Below are 20,433 nucleotides of genomic sequence, written 5' to 3' on the forward strand. Positions count from 1 at the left end.
TATTATTTACTATGATGACTTCATTATAGTGTAAAGAAAAAACTTACACTATAAATGCATTATATCACTTATACCACGGGGTTTACCCCTCATGATTTTCACCGTTGACCACATTTTGACCACTTCGATCACTTTTTAGTACATTTCCGAGCTTTTCAGTCGCTTCAATTTGACGTTCTTCATACGTATCCGTATAAATATTTAAAGTCGTGGAAACATTTGTATGACCAAGTAATTTTGCAACAACCTTTGCATTTGCTCCAGAATCGATTAAAATAGTTGTAAACGTTCTTCGGATATCGTGGAATCTAATATACGGTACGTCTATTGCTTCGCACAAAGCTTTCATTTGGTAACGTATCGTATATGGATGCACGATTTTTTTATTTCTCGTGCAAATCAATAAATCAAATGAATTCTCTTTTTTATGCTTTTGATACTCCAACAATTCTTCCATTAATTCTTCCGTCATCGGGATCACACGATTAGATGCTTCTGTTTTTGTCTCGCCTAATTCATATTTACCATCCACGAGTGTTAACGTTCGTTGTACATGAATTGCTTTATTATCGAAATTAATGTCATCCCACTGTAAAGCTAATACCTCACCAATACGCATGCCTGTATGCAATGCCAAAACAAATGCAATATAGTAACTGCCTTTTATTTTTGCATACTCCATAAACTTCATAGCTTGTTCAATTGTCCAACTAGCTTGCGCTTTCTTTTTCACTTTTGGCCGCTTTGCTTTTTTGGCAGGATTAGAGTTAATCATTTCTAACTCTACACCTTTATCAAGGATTTGTTTTAACATAACATCAACCGATGAAATGTATTTTGTAGTTAGCCCCTCTTTAAGCAGCTTCTGGTGAAAATTATGCACTGTAAGGGGTTTTATATCTGATAACCTCTTATCGGCAAATTCAGGCATAACGCGTGAGCGTAGAATGCGTTTGTATTGATACAATGTTGATGGTCTACATGATGTTTCTTTCTCTTGCATCCAGATTTCTACGAGTTGAGAAAAGCGAATCTCACTATTCTCATAATCTCCATTTGCTAAATCATTTGTTACTTTTGCTGCTTCCTCCTGGGCGGCTTTCTTTGTTTTAAAACCACCTTTAGTGATTTGTTTTCGTTTCCCTGTGAGTGGGTCTTTGCCGACATCCATAGTAAAAGACCACTTCTCACCACGTTTACGAAAGTATGCCATGATTTTCACCTCGTCATAATCGTTTTCTAGATACAAGTTGTGATATGTGGTAAGTGGTATAAGAAATGATAGCATGTAATCCTAATTTCTGTAAAAGGAAAATTAAAGCCAGAAAATAAGAAAGGTAAAATGTATAAGCTAACTCTTTTAAATTAATTAATTTATGGGGAGGATATTATTTGAATGCGAATTTGTAGAAGGGAATGGAAAAATGGAACATAATAGTCAAGCTTCGTTTGTTATTAAAACATCAAATACATTAAATCATAAAACTAAAATGGGGACGACACCTTTTGATTGGACTGGAAGTCTAAATCAAGATCAAATATATACTCATAAGAAAGCAACACCTAGCGAAAGTGGTCAATTACCACTGGGGTATGTAGAACCTCCTAATTTTAGAGAATGGTTACGAATACATCGTGTCCCAGGATATCTTTCTTATGGTCCCTATCTTAAACCTTCACGTATAGCTACAATTACAGTGATGGAATTCTATCTTGAAGTTATTGGGATAGGTAACTCAAATGATCCAATGTTCTCAATAGATGTAGTGGATCGAGGAAATCCACTGATACCAGCGACTACTTTCAACGTTAGCGATTTACCATGTGACATTACTGGTTTTGTTGTGGCGTTGGAAAAGGGTGTAGAGATACCGATTAGACCTGGAATGGATATTGAATCAAGGGTAATGCCGTTAGGTGGAGCTGATATTAGATTTCACGGACTTCATTTCGGAATAGCTGGATGGGCCTTCGACGAAGAATAAGTAAAATTATTTAAGATTTGTTTTGTCTTTATAAATATACAGATATAAAGGAAATCGGTTACAATATCTGTATATTTAATAAAGGAGGGGAGAACATGGGAGAATTCACAAAAGATCCTGGTGGTCACAGAGTGATTGAGCCAGGCGGTGGTGGCTTGAGACATAATCAAGAGCCAGGTACAGGATGGAAAGTAATTTCTGATTCAGGTGGCGGAGGTGGAAGTCCGTTATCTTATGATCCAGGAACAGGAATATAAAAAAAGAGAGCCAATGCTCTCTTTTTTATTTGGCAAAAATATGTTAATTTTTACCGTTGCGATTGGAAAAGATTTCTACTACAATCGACTCATAACAACTCTTTTTTTTCGTTTAAGAACTGCGTGTAAAATTTGAGTTGTTTACAGAACTGTTCTCGTTGGGATTCATCCAGGCCTGCGAAAACCGTTTGAATTTCATCGAGAACATTTTCTAAATTCTTTTCACTGGTCGTGAACTTTCGCCCCATTAGTGTATCGACAGAGATATCAAAGAATGACGCGATACGATCTAACGAATCTAAATCGGGCTCATTGAAGTTGGTTTCCAGATTACTAATCTGACTACGGCTTAATTGAACTTTATCGCCTAATTCAGCTTGCGTTAAAGAACGGGTATTTCTAAACTTTTTTAAATTTTCTCCAAATGTATTCATGCCTTTATTATAAATAAGGCATTATTTTTAAACTATATATACCAAATAATTTGGCTTAAATGGTATATTAGCTTAATTATTTGGTTAGAAACCAAAAATAAACTAGAACAAGTGTTCTTTTGGTGGTAAAATATTCTTAGCGAAAAAATGGACTTTTTGAAAAAAACTTTCTCAACATGATTTGACTATAAATGGAATGAAGATTCTTAATCTTGTGATAAACTGATTTTAAAGATAAAAATTAAGAACAAAAAAGACCCATAGCGCAGCAAAAGTAGTGTGCAGCCACACTTATGCTGTTCCCCTAATACGGTAGGGAAAACACTTGCCATGAGTCAGCACAAGTATAACATATTAAATCTAAAAAAACTTAGATGGTATAGTTTTTCTATTGAGAAAATTCAGGGAAGGTGTCTCGCGTTCAAAGGAGGCTTCATTATGAATAAAGTAGCTAGTTTAGGTGATATTGTTTCAGGTGATGAGCTAAATTCAGTAAAGCTTTCAAGAATAACAAATTTATCGCAGTCAAATTTGTGGAAGACACTGAATGGAAAAGTGCCTATGACTTTTGCAAAGTTAGTTAAAATATTAAGTGGACTCAATTCTGAAGAGCAAAAAATGGAAGTAGTTCAAGAATTCTTAAAATATACAGATAAAGAAGCAGATATAAGAATTGCAATGTATTATTTATATCTTTCAGGCTACACAGAATTGCTTCACGGTCTTGTTGAGAAAGAATACAAACAATCAGTAACTAATAATTACAGGGATATATTCCGTGTATGTTTAGATAGACAAACTCATTCATTAAGATCAGGTGCATTTCTTAAAGAAATAGAAAATTTACGCACACAGGTGAATTTAAACAAAACAGGTGTGAACATACTTATAAATACCTTAAGTATATATGGGTATTTCGATTTAGGTGCATATAATGTTTTGACAGTTTTCCAAGGAATGATACAAGAAAAAATTAATGAAATGCCAAGGGGATTGGAGAAGACATTAAACGAATCGGAATTAAATATAATCTGTGCATATGCATATTTAATGCAAGATGAAGTGAAAATGGCTAGAGAATTATTGCAGAAAGTACTAGAAAAACAAGAAATTCCTCGTTTATTGAAAGCTACAGCACTTAGTATATTCGCTGAAAGTTATATTTTCTGTGAGCCTGATAAAGCATCGCATTTTTTTGAGCTCTCACTTTCAGAATTAAGGAAGTTAAAGAATAACAAATCATTACTTAAAAGAAAATTAGTGGAAAATACAGCTGCTTTTTGTTGTATTATTCATAATATTCCTGTAAAATTAGAATATATACATGATGACGCTGAAATTGCGTTACAGTGTATTCGTCAAAATAAGAATAGTGAAGCTTGCAAAATTTTAAATCAAATCAGTAATCGAACCGCAACTCAAGATTTTTATTTATCGATTGCAACGAATGATGAAGGATTGAGAAGAAAAGCATATCATCGGTTCTTAAAGGACGGAAACTTATTCTACATAAAAATTTTTGATATCTTAAAGTGAGGGACAGTGAGAATGAAAAAAATAATCGCTAGTGTAGTTATTGCATGTACGCTCGCATTATCAGTGTTATCGATTAGTTCGGTACCAACTAAAGATAATCAAGCAACAGGAAAAGTAAAAGAAGTACAGCTAATGAAAATGGATCCAGGTACTTTAGGATAATAAATAAATTAAAATGCCATTGCATCTTAGGATGCGATGGCATTTCGTACGTTTAAGGGGTTATTCATTTTTTTCATTTTGATATTTTTGAATAATTAAGGATGATGGGGGAAGGAAGCAATGATGGAAAATGTACTAGAGAACACATTATGGGAAATGTTAAAATTAGAAGTATTAACTACAGATGATAATGAAAAAAAATTGGTAGAAAGTATTAAAAATATAGTTAGAAAAGAAAAAAATGATTGTTAGCCTAATTGCTGACAATCATTTTTTGTTATGGCCTACAGCAGCCTTCATCATATCTAATAACATATCTTGTTTTTCTTTTGGCATTTTTTCTAACATGTCAATTAGCTCATTAAATTCTTTTCTTATTTCAGTGAACTGAACCGCATTTAATTCTGGATCATCAGATCGGCCTAATAAATAATCAACAGATACATTTAATACATCTGAAATGATAACTAAAGTTTCATTAGATGGCGAACTATAGCCCGTTTCATAGTTAGAAATTGTAGTCTTTGTTACTTTAGTTTCCGTATCCATCTTTTCTTTTATTTTTAATGCTAATGCATCTTGTGTTAATCCACGTTGTTTTCTAGAAAGTTTTATCCTCTGCCCTAAAATAGTCACAAACTCACCCCATATATATATTATATCCAAAACTGTACACTGTATTTTGAATTTAAAAGTACAACTAAATTGTACTTGGTTTGTAAGAGTTTTGCATTAGTTTTTTAAAATTTTGTTTAAAAATCCAAAAAACTCAAATATTATTATTGACAGTACAAAAATATTGGATATATAATAAGTGTAACAAGTTCAAGAAAGTTGGATTTTAGGAGGTGTCATCATGGGAAAGAAACGACATAATTTAATTAAAGCTCGTAAGCGTAAAAATTTTACCCAGGAACAACTAGGAGCGTTGATAAATAAACAGAAAACGGTAATAAGTAATTGGGAAACTGGCTACGCAACTCCAGCATTAGATGATGCAATGCAAATAGCACAAATATTAGAAGAAGATATATATAGCCTTTTTTCAGGTGTTGGAGTTCAAGAAACTCAAACTTAATTTCGGAAAGTTCAATTGTATTATGACTTATATAAAAAATGAAGAGGAGCTATAAAACATGTACCAAATAAAACAACTTCCATTCGCACTAAAAGCAGAGGATATACAGGAATTTCTAAACATTTCTCGATCAGCCGCGTATGCACTTATGAAGAGAGAAGATTTTCCGTTAATTGTAATCGGGAAAAGCAAACGTGTTAAAGCTGAAGATTTTCTTAAATGGGTGGAAGCACAAAAGGTTGGAGTAAATGCTAGTTAAAATTAAGTCTCGGATTTTCAACAAAATTACCGTTTGATAAATAAGGAGGTGATTTAGTGGAAGATACAACATCGTTAGTAGTATTCGCAATATTTATCGCATGCAGTGTATTGTTGCTTTACATTACTTACGAACCGATAAAACGATGGGCTTGGAGTGACGTGAAACCAAATAAAAAGACCCACTGCAATGGGTCCTTTAAGAAAAAACACTTGTTATAAGTATATCACGGAAAGTAGGGAAATAGTACATGCGTTTAACTGAATATCAAGTGCTATTACCTAATAAGTTCTGGAGCTTAGCAGAGAGCAAGGATGAATTAAAACAAATGATTGAGCAGTATTTAAAGATTGGTTATCCGCATTATGAAATTCAACGAATTATCCAAAGTGGACAAGCATATATAGCGGTTTGCGTAAGGAGGTAAGGAATATGTCTGAAGTAAAAGTGAAGTGGATTAAACTTTCGACAACGATGTTTGAGGATGAAAAAATACGTTTAATAGAGAGCATGCCTGAAGCTGATACATTGTTAATCATTTGGATTAAGTTGTTGGCTCAAGCTGGTAAGACAAATGCAAGTGGGTATATTTTTCTGAACGAGAATATCCCATATACGGAAGATATGCTAGCAACTCTTTTTAATCGACCTTTAAATACAGTTCGAATGGCACTAAGTGTATTTAAGAAATTCGGAATGATTGATATTGACGATAATCATTACATCAATGTTGTTAACTGGGGAAACCATCAGAATCTAGACCGTTTAGAAAAGATTAAGGAAGACACTAGAAAACGCGTAGCGGCACATCGAGAAAGAAAAAAACAACAAACACTTACTTGTAACGTTACATGTAACGAAGAAGTAACGGACATAGATAAAGATTTAGATAAAGATTTAGATAAAGATTTAGATAAAGATTTAGATAAAGATTTAAAAGAAAAACATAGTCCTGAAATAATTCAGGACAACGCTCAATCTATTCCATATCAAGAAATTGTTGATTATCTCAACATGAAAGCGAAAACCAATTATAAATATACATCGAAAAAAACACAGGATTTGATTAAAGCAAGATGGAAAGAGGGGTTCGGATTAACGCATTTTCAACAGGTAATTGACATCAAGACCTCGCAATGGATTGATAATACGGAAATGAGTGGCTACTTGAGACCTATCACTTTATTTGGAACTAAATTTGAAAGTTATTTAAATGAAAAACCTGTACAACGAAAAGGAGTTTTTAAAGGAGGTCCAACTAATGCAAGCAATCAAAAAGATAGCAGCTTCATTGAAAAATACGACTTCAAGAAACGCTAGTCAAAGATATGTACTTTCACCTAATAGATGCAAAAATGTATTTTTAGTAGGAAAAGAAAATTTTAAAGATGTTTGCAGTAAACGCATGTTGATAGATACAGAAACAAACGAGGAATTTTGTCCTCAATGCAGATCGGTAGAAAAAGAAGATCAAAAATTAGCTATAGAGACACTAGCTATAAAAAAGAAAAATGAAATCATTCATTTATATGATTCATTTGCTGATAACAGCTTAATAAATGACAAACTCAAAAAAGCTACATTTGAAAATTATATACCAACTAACAAAGAATTGGCTGATGCGAAAGAAACGATTATGGATTTCGTTACTTCATTCAATAGAGAAGAACCAACAAGCATGATAATAACGGGTAATTATGGAGTAGGGAAAAGTCATTTGTGTGTGGCAGCTACTAAAGAACTTATGAAAAAGGGTCACAGTGCAATGTTTATTCAAATGAATAAGCTATTTACCAAAATTAAATCAACTTGGAATAAAAACAGTGAAATGACAGAGGACAAGCTTATGTCTCTTCTAGCAAAAGTTGATGTCTTAATTATCGATGACTTTGGAGCGGAATTCACGGAGAAAGATAAAGAAGGCGTCACTTGGAAGCAAACGAAAACAAATGAAATTGTAGATAGCCGTATAGGTAAAAGTACATTATTTACTACTAATTTTACGGTCGATGAATTAGCAGAAATGTATGGAGAACGTGATTTTAGTCGGATGATGGAAAACGCTGAAATGTTAGAAATGTATGGGGATAATTATAGATTACGAAATTTTAAAAAGGAGGAATAAGCATGTGTGTATTATGCCGTAATACAGGAATTATTCGTAAAGAAACTTATCCAGGTGTAATTGAAACGAACGGTTGTAATTGTGAAGTGGCAATACAGCAGCAAAAAGAAAACGATAAGCGTTGGCAAGCATGGTTAATAAAATTTGAATCAATGAAACAAGAGTTACAACGTAATAAACAACAAAAAGTTAGTTAACAAGGGGGAGAAAGATATGAAAAATACAGGTGTCGCAAGAAAAGTGGACGAGCTAGGGCGTGTAGTAATTCCAGTAGAGTTACGCAGAACTTTGGGGATTGCTGAAGGAACGGCACTAGACTTTCATGTTGATGGGGAAAACATCGTTTTAAGAAAACAAGAAAAGTCATGTTTTGTAACGGGTGAAGTTTCTGACTCAAACATGGAATTGCTTGGTGGTCGAATGTTTTTGAGTAAAGAAGGGGCAAGTGAGTTACTGGACCTTCTTGAAAAGAGTGGTATGGCACATGCCTAAGCAATTAAATATTTTCGATGTAGAGCCAGCCATTTGTGAGTTTGATGTAATGAAAGCAAATGTGAAGAAAGGAACTGGACGCGTTACATATGCTGATGTACGTGTCCAAGTTCCAAGAAATGCAAAGGGTACGGATGAGTTACCACGCACAACTAAACAAGATGATCGTTATGACATCTTTGAACAATATGTAATGGCAATTTGGAGATTTCAAAGAGCTGTAGATAATCTTTTCAACTGGGAAACAGCGGAAGAATTGTGTAAGGCAGCAAGGGATAAAAAAGAAGCTATTCCGATAAGGGTTTATTTAGGAAGTGGCTTTAAACCTGATGTTGTCGAGTACATGAGGTAAGAAAAGGGAGATGGAAATATGAAAATAGAAATCGATGTAACAAGCAATAAGCTCTATGTAGTTAAGGATGGAAATGTGATAGCGGTTAATCCACCAGTGAGCGGATTCGGTGAACAAGTTGCGGTTTGGGTTAATGGGAAAGTTGATCGCGTGGATACTAAGTTTACTGAAAAGATAAAATAATATTTTTTAGAAAGTAGGTTCGCTTATGAGTGTAGCAAGAAATCACGAGGCGATGAAGGAGTCACGTTTAAAAATATACATCGCTTTAGAAGAAGCTAACTTCATTTGGGATGAAAGAGATGTAATTCGTTTTCGTGAAATGTGGAATCAAGGTATGAGTTTACCAGAGATGGCAGAAGAACTAAGGAGACACCAAGCGGAGGTTGCGCTCCTTGTAATAGATCAGGCTGATAAGTATTTGATTGAAAATCGTCCGATAGGATTAGGAATTTGCTAAATAGGAAGGGGAAAACAAGATGAACGTTATGGAAAATGGTGTATTGGAAGCAACTAAATTAATTAGTGAAGTAAGAAAAGGTGAACAGGCTATAAAAGAATCTACGGTTTTACAGATTGCAAGCATTTTATCAATCGATGAATTAAACGATTATCAAGAAGCGACATTACGTACTTGGAATAACAAAACTGATTTTGGAGGACGTGTTTCAAATGCAGCTTTAGGGCTTACAGGCGAAGCTGGTGAAGTTGCTGATATTGTTAAAAAAGCAATTTATCATGGACATGGTTTCCAACCATCTCATTGTCCAGGAGAAGAGGACGGAAATACTTATAAATTAGCTTTAGAGCTTGGAGATATTCTGTATTACTTATCGATTATGGCGCATGAACTGGGTTATACGTTACAAGATATTGCTGAAATGAATATCGCAAAATTAGCTAAAAGATATCCGGATGGATTTAGTCGAGAAGCAAGTCAAGCACGTGTCGATGTAAAGTAAGACCAAATTTGAATTTTGTAGAAAAGTAGGTGAAAAGATGAAGACTATACCTTACGCACTTAAACAAAAATTAAGACAGTTTGATAAGTATAATAGCAAGGCGAAAGATTTACATCTTGAAATAATAGCGATGATGGATGAATACGAAGTTCCTTATGACAATCTTGTAGCAATGGGAGATGGAACAGAACCACAAACAGAAGCTTTAGCTTATATAAATAATGCTGAAGGTAACATAGAAGATAACATTAAGGAAATGGAAGAAGTGTTCTTATATTTTGCAAATAAAAACAAATGAATTTGAACAAAAGCGTTATTTGAATAGAAAAGGGGGATTACAATGTATCCGTTTTATGTAGATGGTGAAAAGGTGTTTTCATTCTCCTACAAGCCAAGTAAAGGTGTTGTAAAAGATGATGATACTGGTAAGTGGTACGAAATAACCAAAGTTGAGCAAGGGCGTGGGCGCAAAGTTTACGGGAAAGAAACTATTAATTTGGACGGTATGAATTGGCAACCTTATAAAGATTAATCGAAAAGGGGAATGAGAAATGGCTGAAATGCTTTTATATGAAATGAAGTGCATAGATGATGAATGTGGAAAAATTAGTTTGCAAGAGTTGGATTCAGAAGGATACAACAATTGTCCTTACTGTGGTGATGAAACGATGTACACACCAGGCAAAATCGAACCTGTTTTAATGTACATACCACGTTCGGAAAGAAACCAAACAAAATAGTTAGTTTAAAAAAAGACCTCTTACGGAAAGATAAGAGGTCATCAAGAAAATGTTGTATTTGAAACACGTGATGTTTCACAAAGAGATTATAACATATATTAATATATTACGTATATATAATATTGAAGCTAAATGAGTAAAAGTATAAAATCCTTATTTAAAAACAAAAAAACCTAGAGTTAGGGCTCTAGGGCTTCTTGTTTTGGTATTCTCACATGGTTCTTCAAAAAGAATAGAACATACTGAGGATAACATATGAATGTTTCATAAATGTATCAAAAAAGTGAACAAATTCGTTATTTAAATAAAAGAAACCCCGATTGTCTGCGGGGCTTCTAAGGGTAATCGTCAAGTAATGACGTACTCGACTAAATAACCATATCATGAATTTTTTGGTAAAAATACTGGTAAATGCGTCCAAATGGGTAAGGGCATCATTTTCAACAAAAACGCTATTTTAGTAGAAAACATTAAAAAGGACCCGATTAGGGGTGCGGGTCCTTTTAATGGAACAATAGAACTTTACGGGATTACCAATGCGTTACCATAAAAGGGAATTGATTTCCAGTTCGTGGATGTTGAGAAAACTTTATATAAAAACTTCATTTTGTAGAAAAAGGAGACTGAGAAATGAACTTAAAGGAGTACGTCGTTTATAAAGGTGAATCATTGCTATGTATCGGAACTATACAGGAATGCGCTGATTATATGGGCGTACTTCCTGCAACGGTTCGTTACTATACAACGCCAACTTATCAAAAAAGGTTAGCGAAGCGGAAGAGAGCTAGGAACTATATAACCGTTACGGAACTTGAGGAAGATTAGTATAAAAATTTCATTTTGTAGAAATAAGGAAACTAAAAAAGAGCACCATGCATCAGTGCTCTTTAAAATAGGAGGTAACACTTTGAGCTGGATAGTTAGGTTAAAAGTATATGATGTAGAAAAGGAATAAGACCTAAATTTTATTATTAACTCAATATAAAAGAGCGATTAGCTTTTGCTAACTGCTCGGCCCAAGGTAATAGACATAGAGTGGGTATTAGTAAAATTGGCTATTCGCGATCCGGTTTACAGTGTAACCAAGATTATTAAATGTATTCCCTCTCTAAAGACCTTCTTCAAACGATGCCCTTTAAAGAGGGAGTGGAGTAATGAAAAAGAATACTTTTCCTTTAAACATGAAATGATTTTTTAATTCTCAGTATTATATGAGTGCTAAGACAAAAATGTGTAATTAAAAGAGCAGCTAGCAAAAGCTAACTGCTCATGTAAGGAAAACGGAGAAAGATAACCATGTGTATACAGTATTGACGAAATATTTGGTTTTATTCAAGGGAGGAAGAGGGAAATGAGTAAAGAACAAATGTTAAAAAAAGAAATAATTAAATGGGTGAAAAGCATGAATAGTGATGACCCAGAACAATTCAATTCATGTGTAATGGAATTGGAAGATATGTTGTTAGGATATATTGAGAAAAATATGGAGGTAGAGGGAAATGGATAGATTATTTGTTCTTGAATTACTTGAACATGAAAACGAAAGTGGGATATATGGTGTATTCGTAAATGAAGAGGAAGCAATTGAGAAAGGCAAAGAGTTAATCGCATTACCAGAAAATGATTACTGGTGGTATACAGTTGAGAGTTATCCTTTCTTCGAATGATCCTGAAATAAAACTAAACAAAATAATCCTTTTGTAGATAAGGAGAGATTGAAGTGGAAACATTCGATATGGGATTAAAAAGTAATTGGAGAGCATTTAAAGAATTTGTGGAGAATAAACAAAAAGATTATTTAACTAAGTATTACTTTGTATTTGAAGAATGTGACGGTGGTAATATATCTTACGTTTTCGTACAACATAACGAATTGGACGAATGGTTAGAAAAAGTGTTTTGGGAATGGTTGCGTTATGATACTGATGATTTAACAAATTCAATGAATGATATAAAAGTTTGGAAACTAATATCTGAGGATGAATTTAAAAAATGGAATCCACTTTATAAAGGGTCAAGAAAAACATCTATTGTTATTAATGGTGAAGTGTATTATAGAAAACTAATAAAAATCAACGTAGAGCCGTCTGTAATTGTGTCAACTGATATTCATTAAAATATTTTTTGAAGCGAGGTTGGGAGAATGAAAGGTTTGAAGAAAAGAAAAATTAGAAAAGCGATTGCTCGTCGTGCAAAAGATGTGGAGAAGTATCAAATCAATAAAGCTTGGAGAAATATTTTTGTACAAGCTGGTATTTTAAAGTGAATGCAAACAGAATACAGTCCGGCTAGAAAACTAGAGGACACCAATTCATTAAAGCAGCAATTAAGGCTGTTTTACGAATAGGTGTCCTTTTTATTTTGAAAAGGGAGATGGGGAAATGAAGGTGTTAAAGGATCAGCTACGTGAATGGAAAAAGCAATCCAAGCAAGGAAAGAAGAAAAATAAGAAAAAATCAAAAGAGAAATTAAGTACTCGTGAAATTGAGGATTTAATGGGGATGCATAGACCTTGCTATGAACGAAGACGTGGAGCAATAAGACAAAAGTAATTAAAAATAAAAAGGAGTGGTCTTACATGACTGAACAATTATCATTTTTACCAAAAATCGATAGATCAGCAACGCAGAAAAAATTAGAAGGTGTTCTCGAAAAAGTACGTTTATATAGACAGTTTGGAATGATGCGTGAAGAAATGAAAGTCACTCCTTCTTATGAAATTAGATATCATGGGCCTACAAATGATGTAGGAAATCCATTAGAAGATGTAGCGATGGCTAATATACAGCAAAGTGAACATGAAAAGTGGCTGAAGTTAATGTCATTCCGTATTGATCAGTTTTTGAGTCGTTTAGGTAATGGCAATGCAGGAAGAATTCAGAGGGATATTATTAGTAAACGTTATTTAGAAGAAGAAGACGTATGTGACTATATGATTTATAACGAGATTGGAATGACTGAACGTACGTATCGTCGCTGGAAGTCCAGAGCATTTTATAATTTAGCTTTTGCTCTTAGATTAGAAGTTTATGAGACAGAAGAAACTGGAGGTAATGAATAATGAATTTTGTTCAGCCGATACGTGATCCAGAGCAAATACAACAGCTAAAAGATTATTTTAAGGAAAAGAGCTTACGTAATTACATTCTCTTCATTATGGGAATCAATACAGGCCTGAGAATCTCGGACATTTTGAAATTGAAGGTAGTGGATGTCAAAGGCAGTCATATATCTATGAGGGAAAAGAAAACAGGGAAACAGAAACGAATACAAATTACTGCAGCACTGAAAAGAGAACTTAAATGGTTTATTGAAGAAAGAGAAGACAATGAGTATTTATTACAAAGTAGACAAGGTAGGAATCGTCCGATTGGTCGTAGCATGGCATATAAGATATTAAGTGGTGCAGCGGAAGAGTTCGGATTAGATGAAATAGGCACACATACGCTTAGAAAGACGTACGGGTATCATATGTACATGCAAACTAAAAACATAGCATTACTCATGGAGATATTCAATCACTCGTCAGAGAAGGTCACATTACGTTATATAGGGGTAAATCAAGATGCAATGGATAAAGCAATGACTAGGTTTAAAATCTAAGCATTGCTTTTTCTTTTTAAAACCATACAGTTACTCATAAATTTCGTACTGTGTAACTCAAAAGGGAAAGTTTAATTAAGTCAGTGATATCAAGGGATTTGGCGAAGGGGTCAGTTACACACAATATAAGATATGGGTAAGTCTTACTAGTAATCAATGGGCTTTTTTAGTAGAGTAAAGAAAGAGAAATTCACAATATAGTGATATTCGTTTTTTATAATGAAGGGGAGGCGCTTTTTTTTGCAAATTGATCAATATTTTTTAGATACTGAAGCATTTATTGAAGGGAATACGGCTCTGAGAGTCCCGCAAAGAAGGGCACATATGAAATTACAGCAAGAATTTGAAAATAAACCAGAAGTACATAAAATGATTGTTCTACCAACTGGTACAGGTAAAACTGGTGTAATTGGACTTTCTCCATACAGAATAAGTAAAGGGAGAGTACTTGTCATTACACCAAGTTTAATTATTAGAGAAGGCATCTCTGATGATTTTGATACTAGAAGTCAATTTAATTTTTGGACAAAGAGAAATGTTATTTTAGATGATAACCACTTGCCGAAAGTATACAGATACGCAGGATACAACACGGGTGCGGATAAAAAAAGGATTCTTAATCTATTAGATGAATCAAATGTAATAATTGCAAATATTCATAAGGTGTATAATACAAAGTCTAAAAAAGCGTTGGTTAATATATTACCATCTGATTTTTTTGATATGATTATTATAGATGAAGCACACCATTCTGCCGCAGACTCATGGCAGAGAACTTTGGAACATTTTGATGCTAGTAAGATAATAAAGCTAACGGCGACGCCCTTTCGAGCAGATAATAAAGAATTAGATGGCGAGATTGTATTTGAATTCTCTCTTGCCGATGCAATAAAAGATGGGTATGTGAAAAATGTTGTTGCAGAGGACTATACTAATCAAAAGTTAGAATTTGTAGTAGATGGAAAAACTGTTTCTAAAGAAGAAGCACTTGAGCAGATGGACTCAAATTGGGTTACTAGATCAGTAGCATATTCTCAAGATTGTAGTAAGATGATTGTGGATATGAGTATCAAAAGACTTTATGAGAAAAGAAGTCATGGAAATGCACATCATCAGATTATCGCTGTAGCGTGTAGCATAGATCATGCAAGAGAAATAAAAAAATTATATGAGGACGCTGGTCTGACTGCAGATTTCGTAACTAGTGATCGTCCGGATGAATCTGAGAAAGCGATTGTAGAGTATAAAAAAGGTCAAATAGATGTATTGGTAAACGTAAACATGCTTGGAGAAGGATTTGATCATACTAATATTAGTGTAGCTGCAATATTTAGACCTTTCCGTTCCTTAGCTCCTTATGCTCAATTTATCGGTAGGGCATTAAGGAAAATACAAGAAGATAATCCAATTGATGCCATTGATAATGTGGCTCATGTTGTTTATCATAAAGAATTAGATCTTGATGAATTATGGGATTATTATACTGGTGAAAAAGAAAAAGCCGAGAGAAGAAAAAGAATTGAACTTAATTATACTAATGATGGCCCTATTGAAAAGAATCTTGATATTGGAGAAGTTAGGGCTGAAGGTCACCTAATACAAACTACAAAAGAATTTTTAACAGATGGAATTGGTAGTCAGTATAAGGATGAGATACAAGCTAGTATAGATACTTATAAAAAAGAAATGCAAGAGACCATTTCTAAAATGGAAAAAGCAAATATTCCGAAGGAATATATTGATGAGTTTATTTCAAATAGAAATCGTGAATTAGAAGCAAGTGTTACTAAAAAGCGACAAAAATTAAGAGAAGATTTACTTCGTGAAGAGTTACATGATGCTCATAAAAAACGAGTAGTTGACGGTGTTGAGATATTATTAAGTGAAACAGGATTAAATGATGATGGTACAGAATTACCTAGTAATACTTCAAGTGCGTTTCTAAAGAATTCAGGTTCAAACAGTGCTTATTGTATAAAGTACATTAACTCAAATTTAAAACAGAAACTCAAGCGAGGTATTGATGAATGGGAAACATATGATTTTGAATTAGCTGAAACTATAATACCTACTCTTTTGGACAGATTAAAAGAAAAAATAGAAGGGCTGGAGTAATATGAAAAGAATTATTGAGCAAGCGGCAAAGTTAATAATGTATAAAGGACCAGCAATACATGAACTTATAGCAGAGGCAGTTATGGAAAATAAAGAAGTAGAAATTGATACTAAAGAAAACATAACTATACTTAAAATTAAATTTGTAACTGCATTCGATACAAATGTTACTGATATATATACTTTTAATAAGGATAAAGAGTTAATCAAACAGGAAATACAAATTAATAAAAAGGTGAAAGTGGTCTTTGACAAATATAAAGAGCTCGATAATTTATTAAGGAAAATACCAAGTCAAAGTCTAGCTGCATCTTAAAACAAAAAAGGTTTGCTGAGGGAAATAATCAGTAAACCTTTTTTGTTTTATAAATTATGAATTAATTCAAAAAGGTGGCAGAGTCGTGACCGCTTTTTGGCAGGAAATGTGCCGGTTATTTTGGAATACACGTGTTATATTTGTATTGTGAGAAGTGGCGGAAAACATTTTTCACGTTCCTTTATAATTCAAATGGATCGTTAGGCTATGGGTGATGGTTGAGGATTGAATGAGATGTTGTTTCTTGTTTTCAATTCCAAAGTCAAAATCTGTTGTGTAGACGGGGAAGAGCTTTTGCTCTTCTTCCAGTTACTTAATATTGTTGATGCGTATCAGCGGTTCATCATTAGGTGATTGGAATAAGAATAAAACTTCACGTACCGTAATTAAAGTATAAATAAATAACCAATTTCAAAGCATCCATTCGGGTGCTTTTTATTTTTGAGGAGTGAAAATAAATGAAACTAAACAAACAAGAACAAGCGGTTGTAATTGGTACATTCATTTCAATGTTAGGACAGGACCTTGTAAATGAGCGTATTGATAAACAGAAATTAGAAAGTGCAATTCCAATCTTCAATGAGTTAGAAGATAACACAACACCAAAGCAAAAGAGAGAAGCGATGGTTAGTTTGTTAAATAAAACTATAGATGAATTTATTAAGAGTAAGGAGTGAGGATAGATGCAAGTCTATTGTTCTAGCTGTAATAAAGATTACGACATGCAACCACAAGTTGTACAGCTTCCTAATCGTATTGAGAAGTGTTACTTTATCTGTCCTCATTGTGGCCATGAACATGTTGCTGCATATGTGAACGATAAGATTCGTAAGCATCAAGCGGATATAGCTAAGTATCATGAACGGATTAATAAAAAGAATCTTGCTATCGAGGATGAGATGAAACGGTTGAGGAAGAGAGTGGAGGGAAGTAAATGATGATGATATTAGCCTATCTTATTATTGGTTTACTTTATAGTTCCATTACAATGTATCCAGTTGCGAGGGACGTTGGACAACGAAAGAAACATGATGGTGTATATATAGTAAGTACATTTATTATTTCTATTGTATTTGCTATTTGTCTCGCTCCTTTCTGGATTATTCTTGTTGGGTTTAATGTAGCGAAGTTGTTTTATAAATGGAAGAATAGAAACCAAATGAAGTGTGAATGTTTTAATTGCGGTTATAAATCAACAATAGATATAGTAACAGGTGCTGGTAAACGTTGTTCTAAATGCAATGGTATAACAATACCTAAAGTGTCAGGTAGTACACATGCCAAGTAAACCATTCAAGCCTTGTAAGTCGTTAGGTTGCAATGAACTGACACGGGATAAGTATTGCGCTAAGCATATTGAAAAGGAAAAAGAAACCGTAAGATATTACGACAAACATATTCGAAACAAAAACTCACGTTCATTCTACAACTCAAGACTGTGGAAGGATATGCGTGAGCTTATTTATCGTAGAGATCATGGTCTATGTGTTCAATGTAGAAGTAAGGACATCATTAAGATAGGTGATGTAGTGGATCACATCATACCTATTCGAATAGATTGGTCAAAACGATTAGAACCAACTAACTTACAAACACTCTGTCATGCTTGCCATAACAAGAAAACAAAAGAAGACGAGAAGAAAAACAGAAAATGATTGGAAAGAAAAAATCCAAAAACAACCCCCCGCCATGAAAAAGCAAAAGGCGAATCCCTGGAGACCGCCGCCTAGCTTTCCGTGTAAAAAGTTCGTTTTATTCCATAAAAGGGGGTTCAGCCGAGGGAGGTGGTTCGCATAGGAAGGAAAGCGAAGCCAATTCATTTGCATTTATTAGAAGGTAATACAAATCGATTGACAAAAGATGAAATTGAGCAGCGATTAAAAGCCGAAAAACAGTTACAAGCAAAAAAGGACAAGGTAAAGCCACCAACGTGGTTAGATTCAGTTGCAAAGAAAGAATTTAGGAGAATTGCTGGTGAATTACTGGAGCTAGATGTTATTACAAACATAGATGTGAATGCATTAGCAACGTATTGCGATGCTTATTCTGACTATGTTGAATGCACCAAAATTATCCGAGAAGAAGGACTCCTTGTTGAATATACCAATAAAGCAGCTGAAACTAATAAAGTTCCACATCCGCTACTTACAAAGAAGAAACAGTTGCATGAACAAATGAAGGCTTTGGCTGTTGAGTTTGGCCTTACACCAAGTGCAAGAGCGAAAATTGTTATTCCAAATATAAAACAAGGTCCGAAAACAAATGTAGAAAAGGAGTTTGACGTGTAACATGATCAGACAATGGATGTTGGACTACTGTGATGATGTACTAAATGATGAAGTTGTTGCTTGTCAGAAGCATAAACAGGCTTGCAAACGATTTTTAAAAGATATTGAGCGCGAAGGTTCTGAAGATTTTCCATATGTTTTTAAGGAAGAAAAAGCACTTCGTTTCTTAAAATGGATGTCTCTTTTTAAACATACAAAAGGAAAGTTAGCGGGTCAGAGAATTGAACCGCATTCGATACAAATTTTTGTATTTAGCAATATTTACGGATGGGTTCATCGTAATACGGGATTAAGGCGATTTAAAAAGGCATATTGGCAAGTTGGACGTAAAAACGCAAAGTCCCAGTCTTTAGCGTGTGTAGGCTCTTATGAAGCAATGGCATTTGGTGAAAATATGTCAGAAGTATACATTGGAGCTACGAAAACGGAACAAAGTAAAATTGTTTGGAATGAAATCAAAGCACAAATGAATGGGTGTGATGATTTAAAAGGAAAGTTCAATATTGCGTATGGAAAAATTGAACACCTTAAAACCGATTCTTTTATTTCAGCGCTATCAAAAGATGCTGGGAAATCTGGTGATGGATTGAATGTTCAGTGTGGAATTATTGATGAATATCATGCTCATCCTACTTCTGAAATTTATGATGTTCTGGTTTCAGGTTCGGGTGCGCGTCCAAATCCACTTATGATGATTATAACGACAGCTGGTTTTAATTTGAGTCATCCTTGTTATCGTGTGGAGTATCAATATGTTTCTAAGATTTTGGACCCGAATATTGATATTGAAAACGAAGAATATTTTGTCATGGTTAATGAATTAGATAAAGATGATGAAATTACGAATACAGAAGTGTGGGAGAAAGCAAATCCAATCTTATGTAGTTATGAAGAAGGACGTACTTTCTTAAAAGGAGAACTTCAATCAGCCCTTGATGTACCTGAGAAAATGCGTAATTATCTCACGAAAAACATGAATAGATGGGTGGATATGAAAGAAAATGGCTACATGGATATGCAAAAATGGAAAGATTGCAAAGAAACTGTGGAATTATCCGAATTAAAAGGGTTGGAATGCACAGTAGGTGTCGATTTATCAGCAAAAATTGACTTAACAAGTGTAGATTTTGAATTTAAAAAGGATGATACGTATATCGTAATTAGTCATAGTTTTATGCCGGAAGATACCTTGCATGAGAAAAGAAAGACAGATAAAGTTCCGTATGATCTTTGGATACAGCAAGGGTGGATTACAACAACACCTGGTGCGGTAGTTGATTATGAATATATTAAAAAACATATTAAAACTATGGAAAAAGAGAATAAATTTAAAATAAAAGAGATATGTGCTGACCCTTGGAATGCAACGCAATTTATGCAAGACATGGAAGCGGAAGGGTATACAATGGTGGAAATACGTCAAGGAATGGCGACTTTATCAGGCCCTACAAAGGATTTTCGTGAACAAGTTTATCAGAAAAAAGTCATTCATAATAACAATCCTGTATTAAATTGGGCTGTAAGTAATGCTATAACAAAACAGGATGCTAACGAAAACATCATGTTGGACAAGTCAAAAACAACAGAAAGAATTGATCCGATAGCGGCTGTTATTAACTCACATGTTCGATGCATGCTCAATTCTGGTGAGATGGACTTAAATTCCTATATTTTAAGTCAAGATTTCTCATTTTAGGAGGAATCACATGCGATTCTTATTATTTTTTAT

General features: G+C 33.9%; 39 protein-coding genes. 36 read left to right on the forward strand and 3 right to left on the reverse strand.

Annotated elements, in window-relative coordinates; all coding sequences use genetic code 11:
* Nucleotides 1–82: 82 nt before the first annotated feature.
* Complete coding sequence (locus tag RBB48_RS03820; RefSeq protein WP_306007377.1) at nt 83–1,213, reverse strand: site-specific integrase; 1,131 nt, start codon at nt 1,211–1,213, stop codon at nt 83–85.
* A gap of 211 nt (nt 1,214–1,424) precedes the next feature.
* On the opposite strand from RBB48_RS03820, the gene RBB48_RS03825 reads away from it, so the two are divergent.
* Together RBB48_RS03825 and RBB48_RS03830 are read left to right on the forward strand one after the other, a co-directional pair.
* The gene (locus RBB48_RS03825; RefSeq protein WP_306007378.1) at nt 1,425–1,985 is read left to right on the forward strand and encodes a hypothetical protein; all 561 of its coding nucleotides are present in this window, start codon (nt 1,425–1,427) and stop codon (nt 1,983–1,985) included.
* A 95-nt stretch (nt 1,986–2,080) separates the two neighbouring features.
* Complete coding sequence (locus tag RBB48_RS03830; RefSeq protein ID WP_306007379.1) at nt 2,081–2,242, forward strand: hypothetical protein; 162 nt, start codon at nt 2,081–2,083, stop codon at nt 2,240–2,242.
* Nucleotides 2,243–2,331: 89 nt separating this feature from the next.
* On the opposite strand, the gene RBB48_RS03835 is transcribed toward RBB48_RS03830, so the two are convergent.
* On the reverse strand, nt 2,332–2,676 hold the full coding sequence (locus tag RBB48_RS03835) for a helix-turn-helix domain-containing protein (protein ID WP_023522912.1): 345 nt from the start codon (nt 2,674–2,676) through the stop codon (nt 2,332–2,334).
* A gap of 438 nt (nt 2,677–3,114) precedes the next feature.
* Here RBB48_RS03835 and RBB48_RS03840 point away from each other — a divergent pair, with 438 nt between their 5' ends.
* The 3 genes from RBB48_RS03840 to RBB48_RS03850 all read left to right on the forward strand — a co-directional run bounded on the left by RBB48_RS03840 (nt 3,115) and on the right by RBB48_RS03850 (nt 4,626).
* A complete protein-coding gene (locus RBB48_RS03840; protein ID WP_306007380.1) occupies nt 3,115–4,212 on the forward strand; it encodes an AimR family lysis-lysogeny pheromone receptor in 1,098 nt (365 codons plus the stop codon).
* Nucleotides 4,213–4,224: 12 nt separating this feature from the next.
* On the forward strand, nt 4,225–4,374 hold the full coding sequence (locus RBB48_RS03845; protein ID WP_000719898.1) for a hypothetical protein: 150 nt from the start codon (nt 4,225–4,227) through the stop codon (nt 4,372–4,374).
* A gap of 120 nt (nt 4,375–4,494) precedes the next feature.
* Nucleotides 4,495–4,626, forward strand: coding sequence for a hypothetical protein (locus RBB48_RS03850; protein WP_255300911.1), 132 nt, complete (start codon nt 4,495–4,497; stop codon nt 4,624–4,626).
* Nucleotides 4,627–4,641: 15 nt separating this feature from the next.
* Here the strand turns inward: RBB48_RS03850 and RBB48_RS03855 are convergent, their stop codons facing one another.
* Nucleotides 4,642–5,010 (reverse strand): helix-turn-helix domain-containing protein, encoded by a 369-nt coding sequence (locus tag RBB48_RS03855; RefSeq protein ID WP_023522908.1) that lies wholly within the window; start codon nt 5,008–5,010, stop codon nt 4,642–4,644.
* 220 nt (nt 5,011–5,230) lie between these two features.
* Between RBB48_RS03855 and RBB48_RS03860 the strand changes: the two genes are divergently transcribed.
* The 31 genes from RBB48_RS03860 to RBB48_RS04010 all read left to right on the forward strand — a co-directional run bounded on the left by RBB48_RS03860 (nt 5,231) and on the right by RBB48_RS04010 (nt 20,400).
* A complete protein-coding gene (locus RBB48_RS03860) occupies nt 5,231–5,452 on the forward strand; it encodes a helix-turn-helix transcriptional regulator (protein ID WP_306007381.1) in 222 nt (73 codons plus the stop codon).
* A gap of 58 nt (nt 5,453–5,510) precedes the next feature.
* A complete protein-coding gene (locus tag RBB48_RS03865) occupies nt 5,511–5,711 on the forward strand; it encodes a helix-turn-helix domain-containing protein (protein WP_023522906.1) in 201 nt (66 codons plus the stop codon).
* 56 nt (nt 5,712–5,767) lie between these two features.
* Complete coding sequence (locus tag RBB48_RS03870) at nt 5,768–5,932, forward strand: hypothetical protein (protein ID WP_098082036.1); 165 nt, start codon at nt 5,768–5,770, stop codon at nt 5,930–5,932.
* Nucleotides 5,933–5,961: 29 nt separating this feature from the next.
* Nucleotides 5,962–6,138 (forward strand): hypothetical protein, encoded by a 177-nt coding sequence (locus RBB48_RS03875; protein ID WP_098082037.1) that lies wholly within the window; start codon nt 5,962–5,964, stop codon nt 6,136–6,138.
* A 5-nt stretch (nt 6,139–6,143) separates the two neighbouring features.
* Nucleotides 6,144–7,031, forward strand: a complete 888-nt coding sequence (locus RBB48_RS03880; RefSeq protein WP_306007382.1) for a phage replisome organizer N-terminal domain-containing protein — start codon at nt 6,144–6,146, stop codon at nt 7,029–7,031.
* Nucleotides 6,973–7,836, forward strand: a complete 864-nt coding sequence (locus RBB48_RS03885) for an ATP-binding protein (protein WP_306007383.1) — start codon at nt 6,973–6,975, stop codon at nt 7,834–7,836. The genes RBB48_RS03880 and RBB48_RS03885 overlap by 59 nt, the downstream gene beginning before the upstream one ends.
* 2 nt (nt 7,837–7,838) lie before the next feature.
* The gene (locus RBB48_RS03890) at nt 7,839–8,033 is read left to right on the forward strand and encodes a hypothetical protein (protein WP_306007384.1); all 195 of its coding nucleotides are present in this window, start codon (nt 7,839–7,841) and stop codon (nt 8,031–8,033) included.
* A 16-nt stretch (nt 8,034–8,049) separates the two neighbouring features.
* Nucleotides 8,050–8,328, forward strand: a complete 279-nt coding sequence (locus RBB48_RS03895) for an AbrB/MazE/SpoVT family DNA-binding domain-containing protein (RefSeq protein ID WP_306007385.1) — start codon at nt 8,050–8,052, stop codon at nt 8,326–8,328.
* Entirely contained in the window at nt 8,321–8,680 is a 360-nt protein-coding gene (locus tag RBB48_RS03900) for a cell division protein SepF (protein WP_306007386.1), read from the forward strand. Before RBB48_RS03895 ends, RBB48_RS03900 begins: the two co-directional genes overlap by 8 nt.
* A gap of 18 nt (nt 8,681–8,698) precedes the next feature.
* Nucleotides 8,699–8,863, forward strand: coding sequence for a DUF3954 domain-containing protein (locus RBB48_RS03905; RefSeq protein ID WP_081085896.1), 165 nt, complete (start codon nt 8,699–8,701; stop codon nt 8,861–8,863).
* A gap of 25 nt (nt 8,864–8,888) precedes the next feature.
* Entirely contained in the window at nt 8,889–9,140 is a 252-nt protein-coding gene (locus RBB48_RS03910; protein WP_306007387.1) for a helix-turn-helix domain containing protein, read from the forward strand.
* Between the two features lie 19 nt (nt 9,141–9,159).
* The gene (locus tag RBB48_RS03915; RefSeq protein WP_306007388.1) at nt 9,160–9,642 is read left to right on the forward strand and encodes a nucleoside triphosphate pyrophosphohydrolase family protein; all 483 of its coding nucleotides are present in this window, start codon (nt 9,160–9,162) and stop codon (nt 9,640–9,642) included.
* A gap of 37 nt (nt 9,643–9,679) precedes the next feature.
* Complete coding sequence (locus tag RBB48_RS03920) at nt 9,680–9,940, forward strand: hypothetical protein (protein WP_306007389.1); 261 nt, start codon at nt 9,680–9,682, stop codon at nt 9,938–9,940.
* A gap of 42 nt (nt 9,941–9,982) precedes the next feature.
* The gene (locus tag RBB48_RS03925; RefSeq protein WP_000283199.1) at nt 9,983–10,174 is read left to right on the forward strand and encodes a hypothetical protein; all 192 of its coding nucleotides are present in this window, start codon (nt 9,983–9,985) and stop codon (nt 10,172–10,174) included.
* Between the two features lie 19 nt (nt 10,175–10,193).
* Nucleotides 10,194–10,382 carry a hypothetical protein gene (locus tag RBB48_RS03930; protein ID WP_306007390.1) on the forward strand — a complete coding sequence of 63 codons (189 nt, stop codon included), beginning with the start codon at nt 10,194–10,196 and terminating at the stop codon, nt 10,380–10,382.
* Nucleotides 10,383–11,012: 630 nt separating this feature from the next.
* Nucleotides 11,013–11,207: a hypothetical protein gene (locus tag RBB48_RS03935; protein WP_306007391.1), complete on the forward strand. Its 195-nt coding sequence runs from the start codon at nt 11,013–11,015 to the stop codon at nt 11,205–11,207.
* A gap of 526 nt (nt 11,208–11,733) precedes the next feature.
* Nucleotides 11,734–11,889: a hypothetical protein gene (locus RBB48_RS03940; protein WP_306007392.1), complete on the forward strand. Its 156-nt coding sequence runs from the start codon at nt 11,734–11,736 to the stop codon at nt 11,887–11,889.
* Nucleotides 11,882–12,049, forward strand: a complete 168-nt coding sequence (locus RBB48_RS03945; protein WP_306007393.1) for a hypothetical protein — start codon at nt 11,882–11,884, stop codon at nt 12,047–12,049. The genes RBB48_RS03940 and RBB48_RS03945 overlap by 8 nt, the downstream gene beginning before the upstream one ends.
* 53 nt (nt 12,050–12,102) lie before the next feature.
* Entirely contained in the window at nt 12,103–12,498 is a 396-nt protein-coding gene (locus RBB48_RS03950) for a hypothetical protein (RefSeq protein ID WP_242808174.1), read from the forward strand.
* A 27-nt stretch (nt 12,499–12,525) separates the two neighbouring features.
* Nucleotides 12,526–12,648, forward strand: coding sequence for a DUF3983 domain-containing protein (locus RBB48_RS03955; protein ID WP_306007394.1), 123 nt, complete (start codon nt 12,526–12,528; stop codon nt 12,646–12,648).
* A gap of 115 nt (nt 12,649–12,763) precedes the next feature.
* Entirely contained in the window at nt 12,764–12,934 is a 171-nt protein-coding gene (locus RBB48_RS03960) for a hypothetical protein (protein ID WP_306007395.1), read from the forward strand.
* Nucleotides 12,935–12,960: 26 nt separating this feature from the next.
* Nucleotides 12,961–13,443 carry an ArpU family phage packaging/lysis transcriptional regulator gene (locus RBB48_RS03965; RefSeq protein WP_306007396.1) on the forward strand — a complete coding sequence of 161 codons (483 nt, stop codon included), beginning with the start codon at nt 12,961–12,963 and terminating at the stop codon, nt 13,441–13,443.
* Nucleotides 13,443–13,985, forward strand: coding sequence for a site-specific integrase (locus RBB48_RS03970; RefSeq protein WP_306007397.1), 543 nt, complete (start codon nt 13,443–13,445; stop codon nt 13,983–13,985). Before RBB48_RS03965 ends, RBB48_RS03970 begins: the two co-directional genes overlap by 1 nt.
* 240 nt (nt 13,986–14,225) lie before the next feature.
* Nucleotides 14,226–16,100 (forward strand): DEAD/DEAH box helicase, encoded by a 1,875-nt coding sequence (locus tag RBB48_RS03975; protein WP_306007398.1) that lies wholly within the window; start codon nt 14,226–14,228, stop codon nt 16,098–16,100.
* Between the two features lies 1 nt (nt 16,101).
* Complete coding sequence (locus RBB48_RS03980; protein WP_306007399.1) at nt 16,102–16,416, forward strand: hypothetical protein; 315 nt, start codon at nt 16,102–16,104, stop codon at nt 16,414–16,416.
* A 458-nt stretch (nt 16,417–16,874) separates the two neighbouring features.
* The gene (locus tag RBB48_RS03985; RefSeq protein ID WP_306007400.1) at nt 16,875–17,093 is read left to right on the forward strand and encodes a hypothetical protein; all 219 of its coding nucleotides are present in this window, start codon (nt 16,875–16,877) and stop codon (nt 17,091–17,093) included.
* Between the two features lie 6 nt (nt 17,094–17,099).
* Entirely contained in the window at nt 17,100–17,354 is a 255-nt protein-coding gene (locus RBB48_RS03990) for a hypothetical protein (protein WP_306007401.1), read from the forward strand.
* On the forward strand, nt 17,351–17,704 hold the full coding sequence (locus RBB48_RS03995; protein WP_306007402.1) for a hypothetical protein: 354 nt from the start codon (nt 17,351–17,353) through the stop codon (nt 17,702–17,704). The genes RBB48_RS03990 and RBB48_RS03995 overlap by 4 nt, the downstream gene beginning before the upstream one ends.
* Nucleotides 17,694–18,071 (forward strand): HNH endonuclease, encoded by a 378-nt coding sequence (locus RBB48_RS04000; protein WP_306007403.1) that lies wholly within the window; start codon nt 17,694–17,696, stop codon nt 18,069–18,071. The genes RBB48_RS03995 and RBB48_RS04000 overlap by 11 nt, the downstream gene beginning before the upstream one ends.
* A 129-nt stretch (nt 18,072–18,200) precedes the next feature.
* On the forward strand, nt 18,201–18,704 hold the full coding sequence (locus RBB48_RS04005) for a phage terminase small subunit P27 family (protein WP_080990785.1): 504 nt from the start codon (nt 18,201–18,203) through the stop codon (nt 18,702–18,704).
* Nucleotide 18,705: 1 nt separating this feature from the next.
* Nucleotides 18,706–20,400: a terminase large subunit gene (locus RBB48_RS04010; RefSeq protein ID WP_306007404.1), complete on the forward strand. Its 1,695-nt coding sequence runs from the start codon at nt 18,706–18,708 to the stop codon at nt 20,398–20,400.
* The last annotated feature ends 33 nt before the right edge of the window (nt 20,401–20,433 follow it).

This window comes from Bacillus sp. MMSF_3353, assembly GCF_030733445.1.
Classification (GTDB): Bacteria; Bacillota; Bacilli; order Bacillales; family Bacillaceae_G; genus Bacillus_A; species Bacillus_A wiedmannii.

Coding starts and splice junctions, on each gene's coding strand:
- RBB48_RS03820 (WP_306007377.1), bottom strand. CDS start 1,213: ATGGCATACTTTCGTAAACGTGGTGAGAAGTGGTCTTTTACTATGGAT.
- RBB48_RS04000 (WP_306007403.1), top strand. CDS start 17,694: ATGCCAAGTAAACCATTCAAGCCTTGTAAGTCGTTAGGTTGCAATGAA.
- RBB48_RS03955 (WP_306007394.1), top strand. CDS start 12,526: ATGAAAGGTTTGAAGAAAAGAAAAATTAGAAAAGCGATTGCTCGTCGT.
- RBB48_RS03930 (WP_306007390.1), top strand. CDS start 10,194: ATGGCTGAAATGCTTTTATATGAAATGAAGTGCATAGATGATGAATGT.
- RBB48_RS03895 (WP_306007385.1), top strand. CDS start 8,050: ATGAAAAATACAGGTGTCGCAAGAAAAGTGGACGAGCTAGGGCGTGTA.
- RBB48_RS03945 (WP_306007393.1), top strand. CDS start 11,882: ATGGATAGATTATTTGTTCTTGAATTACTTGAACATGAAAACGAAAGT.
- RBB48_RS03860 (WP_306007381.1), top strand. CDS start 5,231: ATGGGAAAGAAACGACATAATTTAATTAAAGCTCGTAAGCGTAAAAAT.
- RBB48_RS03885 (WP_306007383.1), top strand. CDS start 6,973: ATGCAAGCAATCAAAAAGATAGCAGCTTCATTGAAAAATACGACTTCA.
- RBB48_RS03845 (WP_000719898.1), top strand. CDS start 4,225: ATGAAAAAAATAATCGCTAGTGTAGTTATTGCATGTACGCTCGCATTA.
- RBB48_RS03900 (WP_306007386.1), top strand. CDS start 8,321: ATGCCTAAGCAATTAAATATTTTCGATGTAGAGCCAGCCATTTGTGAG.
- RBB48_RS03910 (WP_306007387.1), top strand. CDS start 8,889: ATGAGTGTAGCAAGAAATCACGAGGCGATGAAGGAGTCACGTTTAAAA.
- RBB48_RS03990 (WP_306007401.1), top strand. CDS start 17,100: ATGCAAGTCTATTGTTCTAGCTGTAATAAAGATTACGACATGCAACCA.
- RBB48_RS03915 (WP_306007388.1), top strand. CDS start 9,160: ATGAACGTTATGGAAAATGGTGTATTGGAAGCAACTAAATTAATTAGT.
- RBB48_RS03970 (WP_306007397.1), top strand. CDS start 13,443: ATGAATTTTGTTCAGCCGATACGTGATCCAGAGCAAATACAACAGCTA.
- RBB48_RS03925 (WP_000283199.1), top strand. CDS start 9,983: ATGTATCCGTTTTATGTAGATGGTGAAAAGGTGTTTTCATTCTCCTAC.
- RBB48_RS03960 (WP_306007395.1), top strand. CDS start 12,764: ATGAAGGTGTTAAAGGATCAGCTACGTGAATGGAAAAAGCAATCCAAG.
- RBB48_RS03940 (WP_306007392.1), top strand. CDS start 11,734: ATGAGTAAAGAACAAATGTTAAAAAAAGAAATAATTAAATGGGTGAAA.
- RBB48_RS03985 (WP_306007400.1), top strand. CDS start 16,875: ATGAAACTAAACAAACAAGAACAAGCGGTTGTAATTGGTACATTCATT.
- RBB48_RS03880 (WP_306007382.1), top strand. CDS start 6,144: ATGTCTGAAGTAAAAGTGAAGTGGATTAAACTTTCGACAACGATGTTT.
- RBB48_RS03850 (WP_255300911.1), top strand. CDS start 4,495: ATGATGGAAAATGTACTAGAGAACACATTATGGGAAATGTTAAAATTA.
- RBB48_RS03890 (WP_306007384.1), top strand. CDS start 7,839: ATGTGTGTATTATGCCGTAATACAGGAATTATTCGTAAAGAAACTTAT.
- RBB48_RS03825 (WP_306007378.1), top strand. CDS start 1,425: ATGGAACATAATAGTCAAGCTTCGTTTGTTATTAAAACATCAAATACA.
- RBB48_RS03965 (WP_306007396.1), top strand. CDS start 12,961: ATGACTGAACAATTATCATTTTTACCAAAAATCGATAGATCAGCAACG.
- RBB48_RS03840 (WP_306007380.1), top strand. CDS start 3,115: ATGAATAAAGTAGCTAGTTTAGGTGATATTGTTTCAGGTGATGAGCTA.
- RBB48_RS03905 (WP_081085896.1), top strand. CDS start 8,699: ATGAAAATAGAAATCGATGTAACAAGCAATAAGCTCTATGTAGTTAAG.
- RBB48_RS03920 (WP_306007389.1), top strand. CDS start 9,680: ATGAAGACTATACCTTACGCACTTAAACAAAAATTAAGACAGTTTGAT.
- RBB48_RS03875 (WP_098082037.1), top strand. CDS start 5,962: ATGCGTTTAACTGAATATCAAGTGCTATTACCTAATAAGTTCTGGAGC.
- RBB48_RS03995 (WP_306007402.1), top strand. CDS start 17,351: ATGATGATGATATTAGCCTATCTTATTATTGGTTTACTTTATAGTTCC.
- RBB48_RS03980 (WP_306007399.1), top strand. CDS start 16,102: ATGAAAAGAATTATTGAGCAAGCGGCAAAGTTAATAATGTATAAAGGA.
- RBB48_RS03835 (WP_023522912.1), bottom strand. CDS start 2,676: ATGAATACATTTGGAGAAAATTTAAAAAAGTTTAGAAATACCCGTTCT.
- RBB48_RS03830 (WP_306007379.1), top strand. CDS start 2,081: ATGGGAGAATTCACAAAAGATCCTGGTGGTCACAGAGTGATTGAGCCA.
- RBB48_RS03865 (WP_023522906.1), top strand. CDS start 5,511: ATGTACCAAATAAAACAACTTCCATTCGCACTAAAAGCAGAGGATATA.
- RBB48_RS03935 (WP_306007391.1), top strand. CDS start 11,013: ATGAACTTAAAGGAGTACGTCGTTTATAAAGGTGAATCATTGCTATGT.
- RBB48_RS04010 (WP_306007404.1), top strand. CDS start 18,706: ATGATCAGACAATGGATGTTGGACTACTGTGATGATGTACTAAATGAT.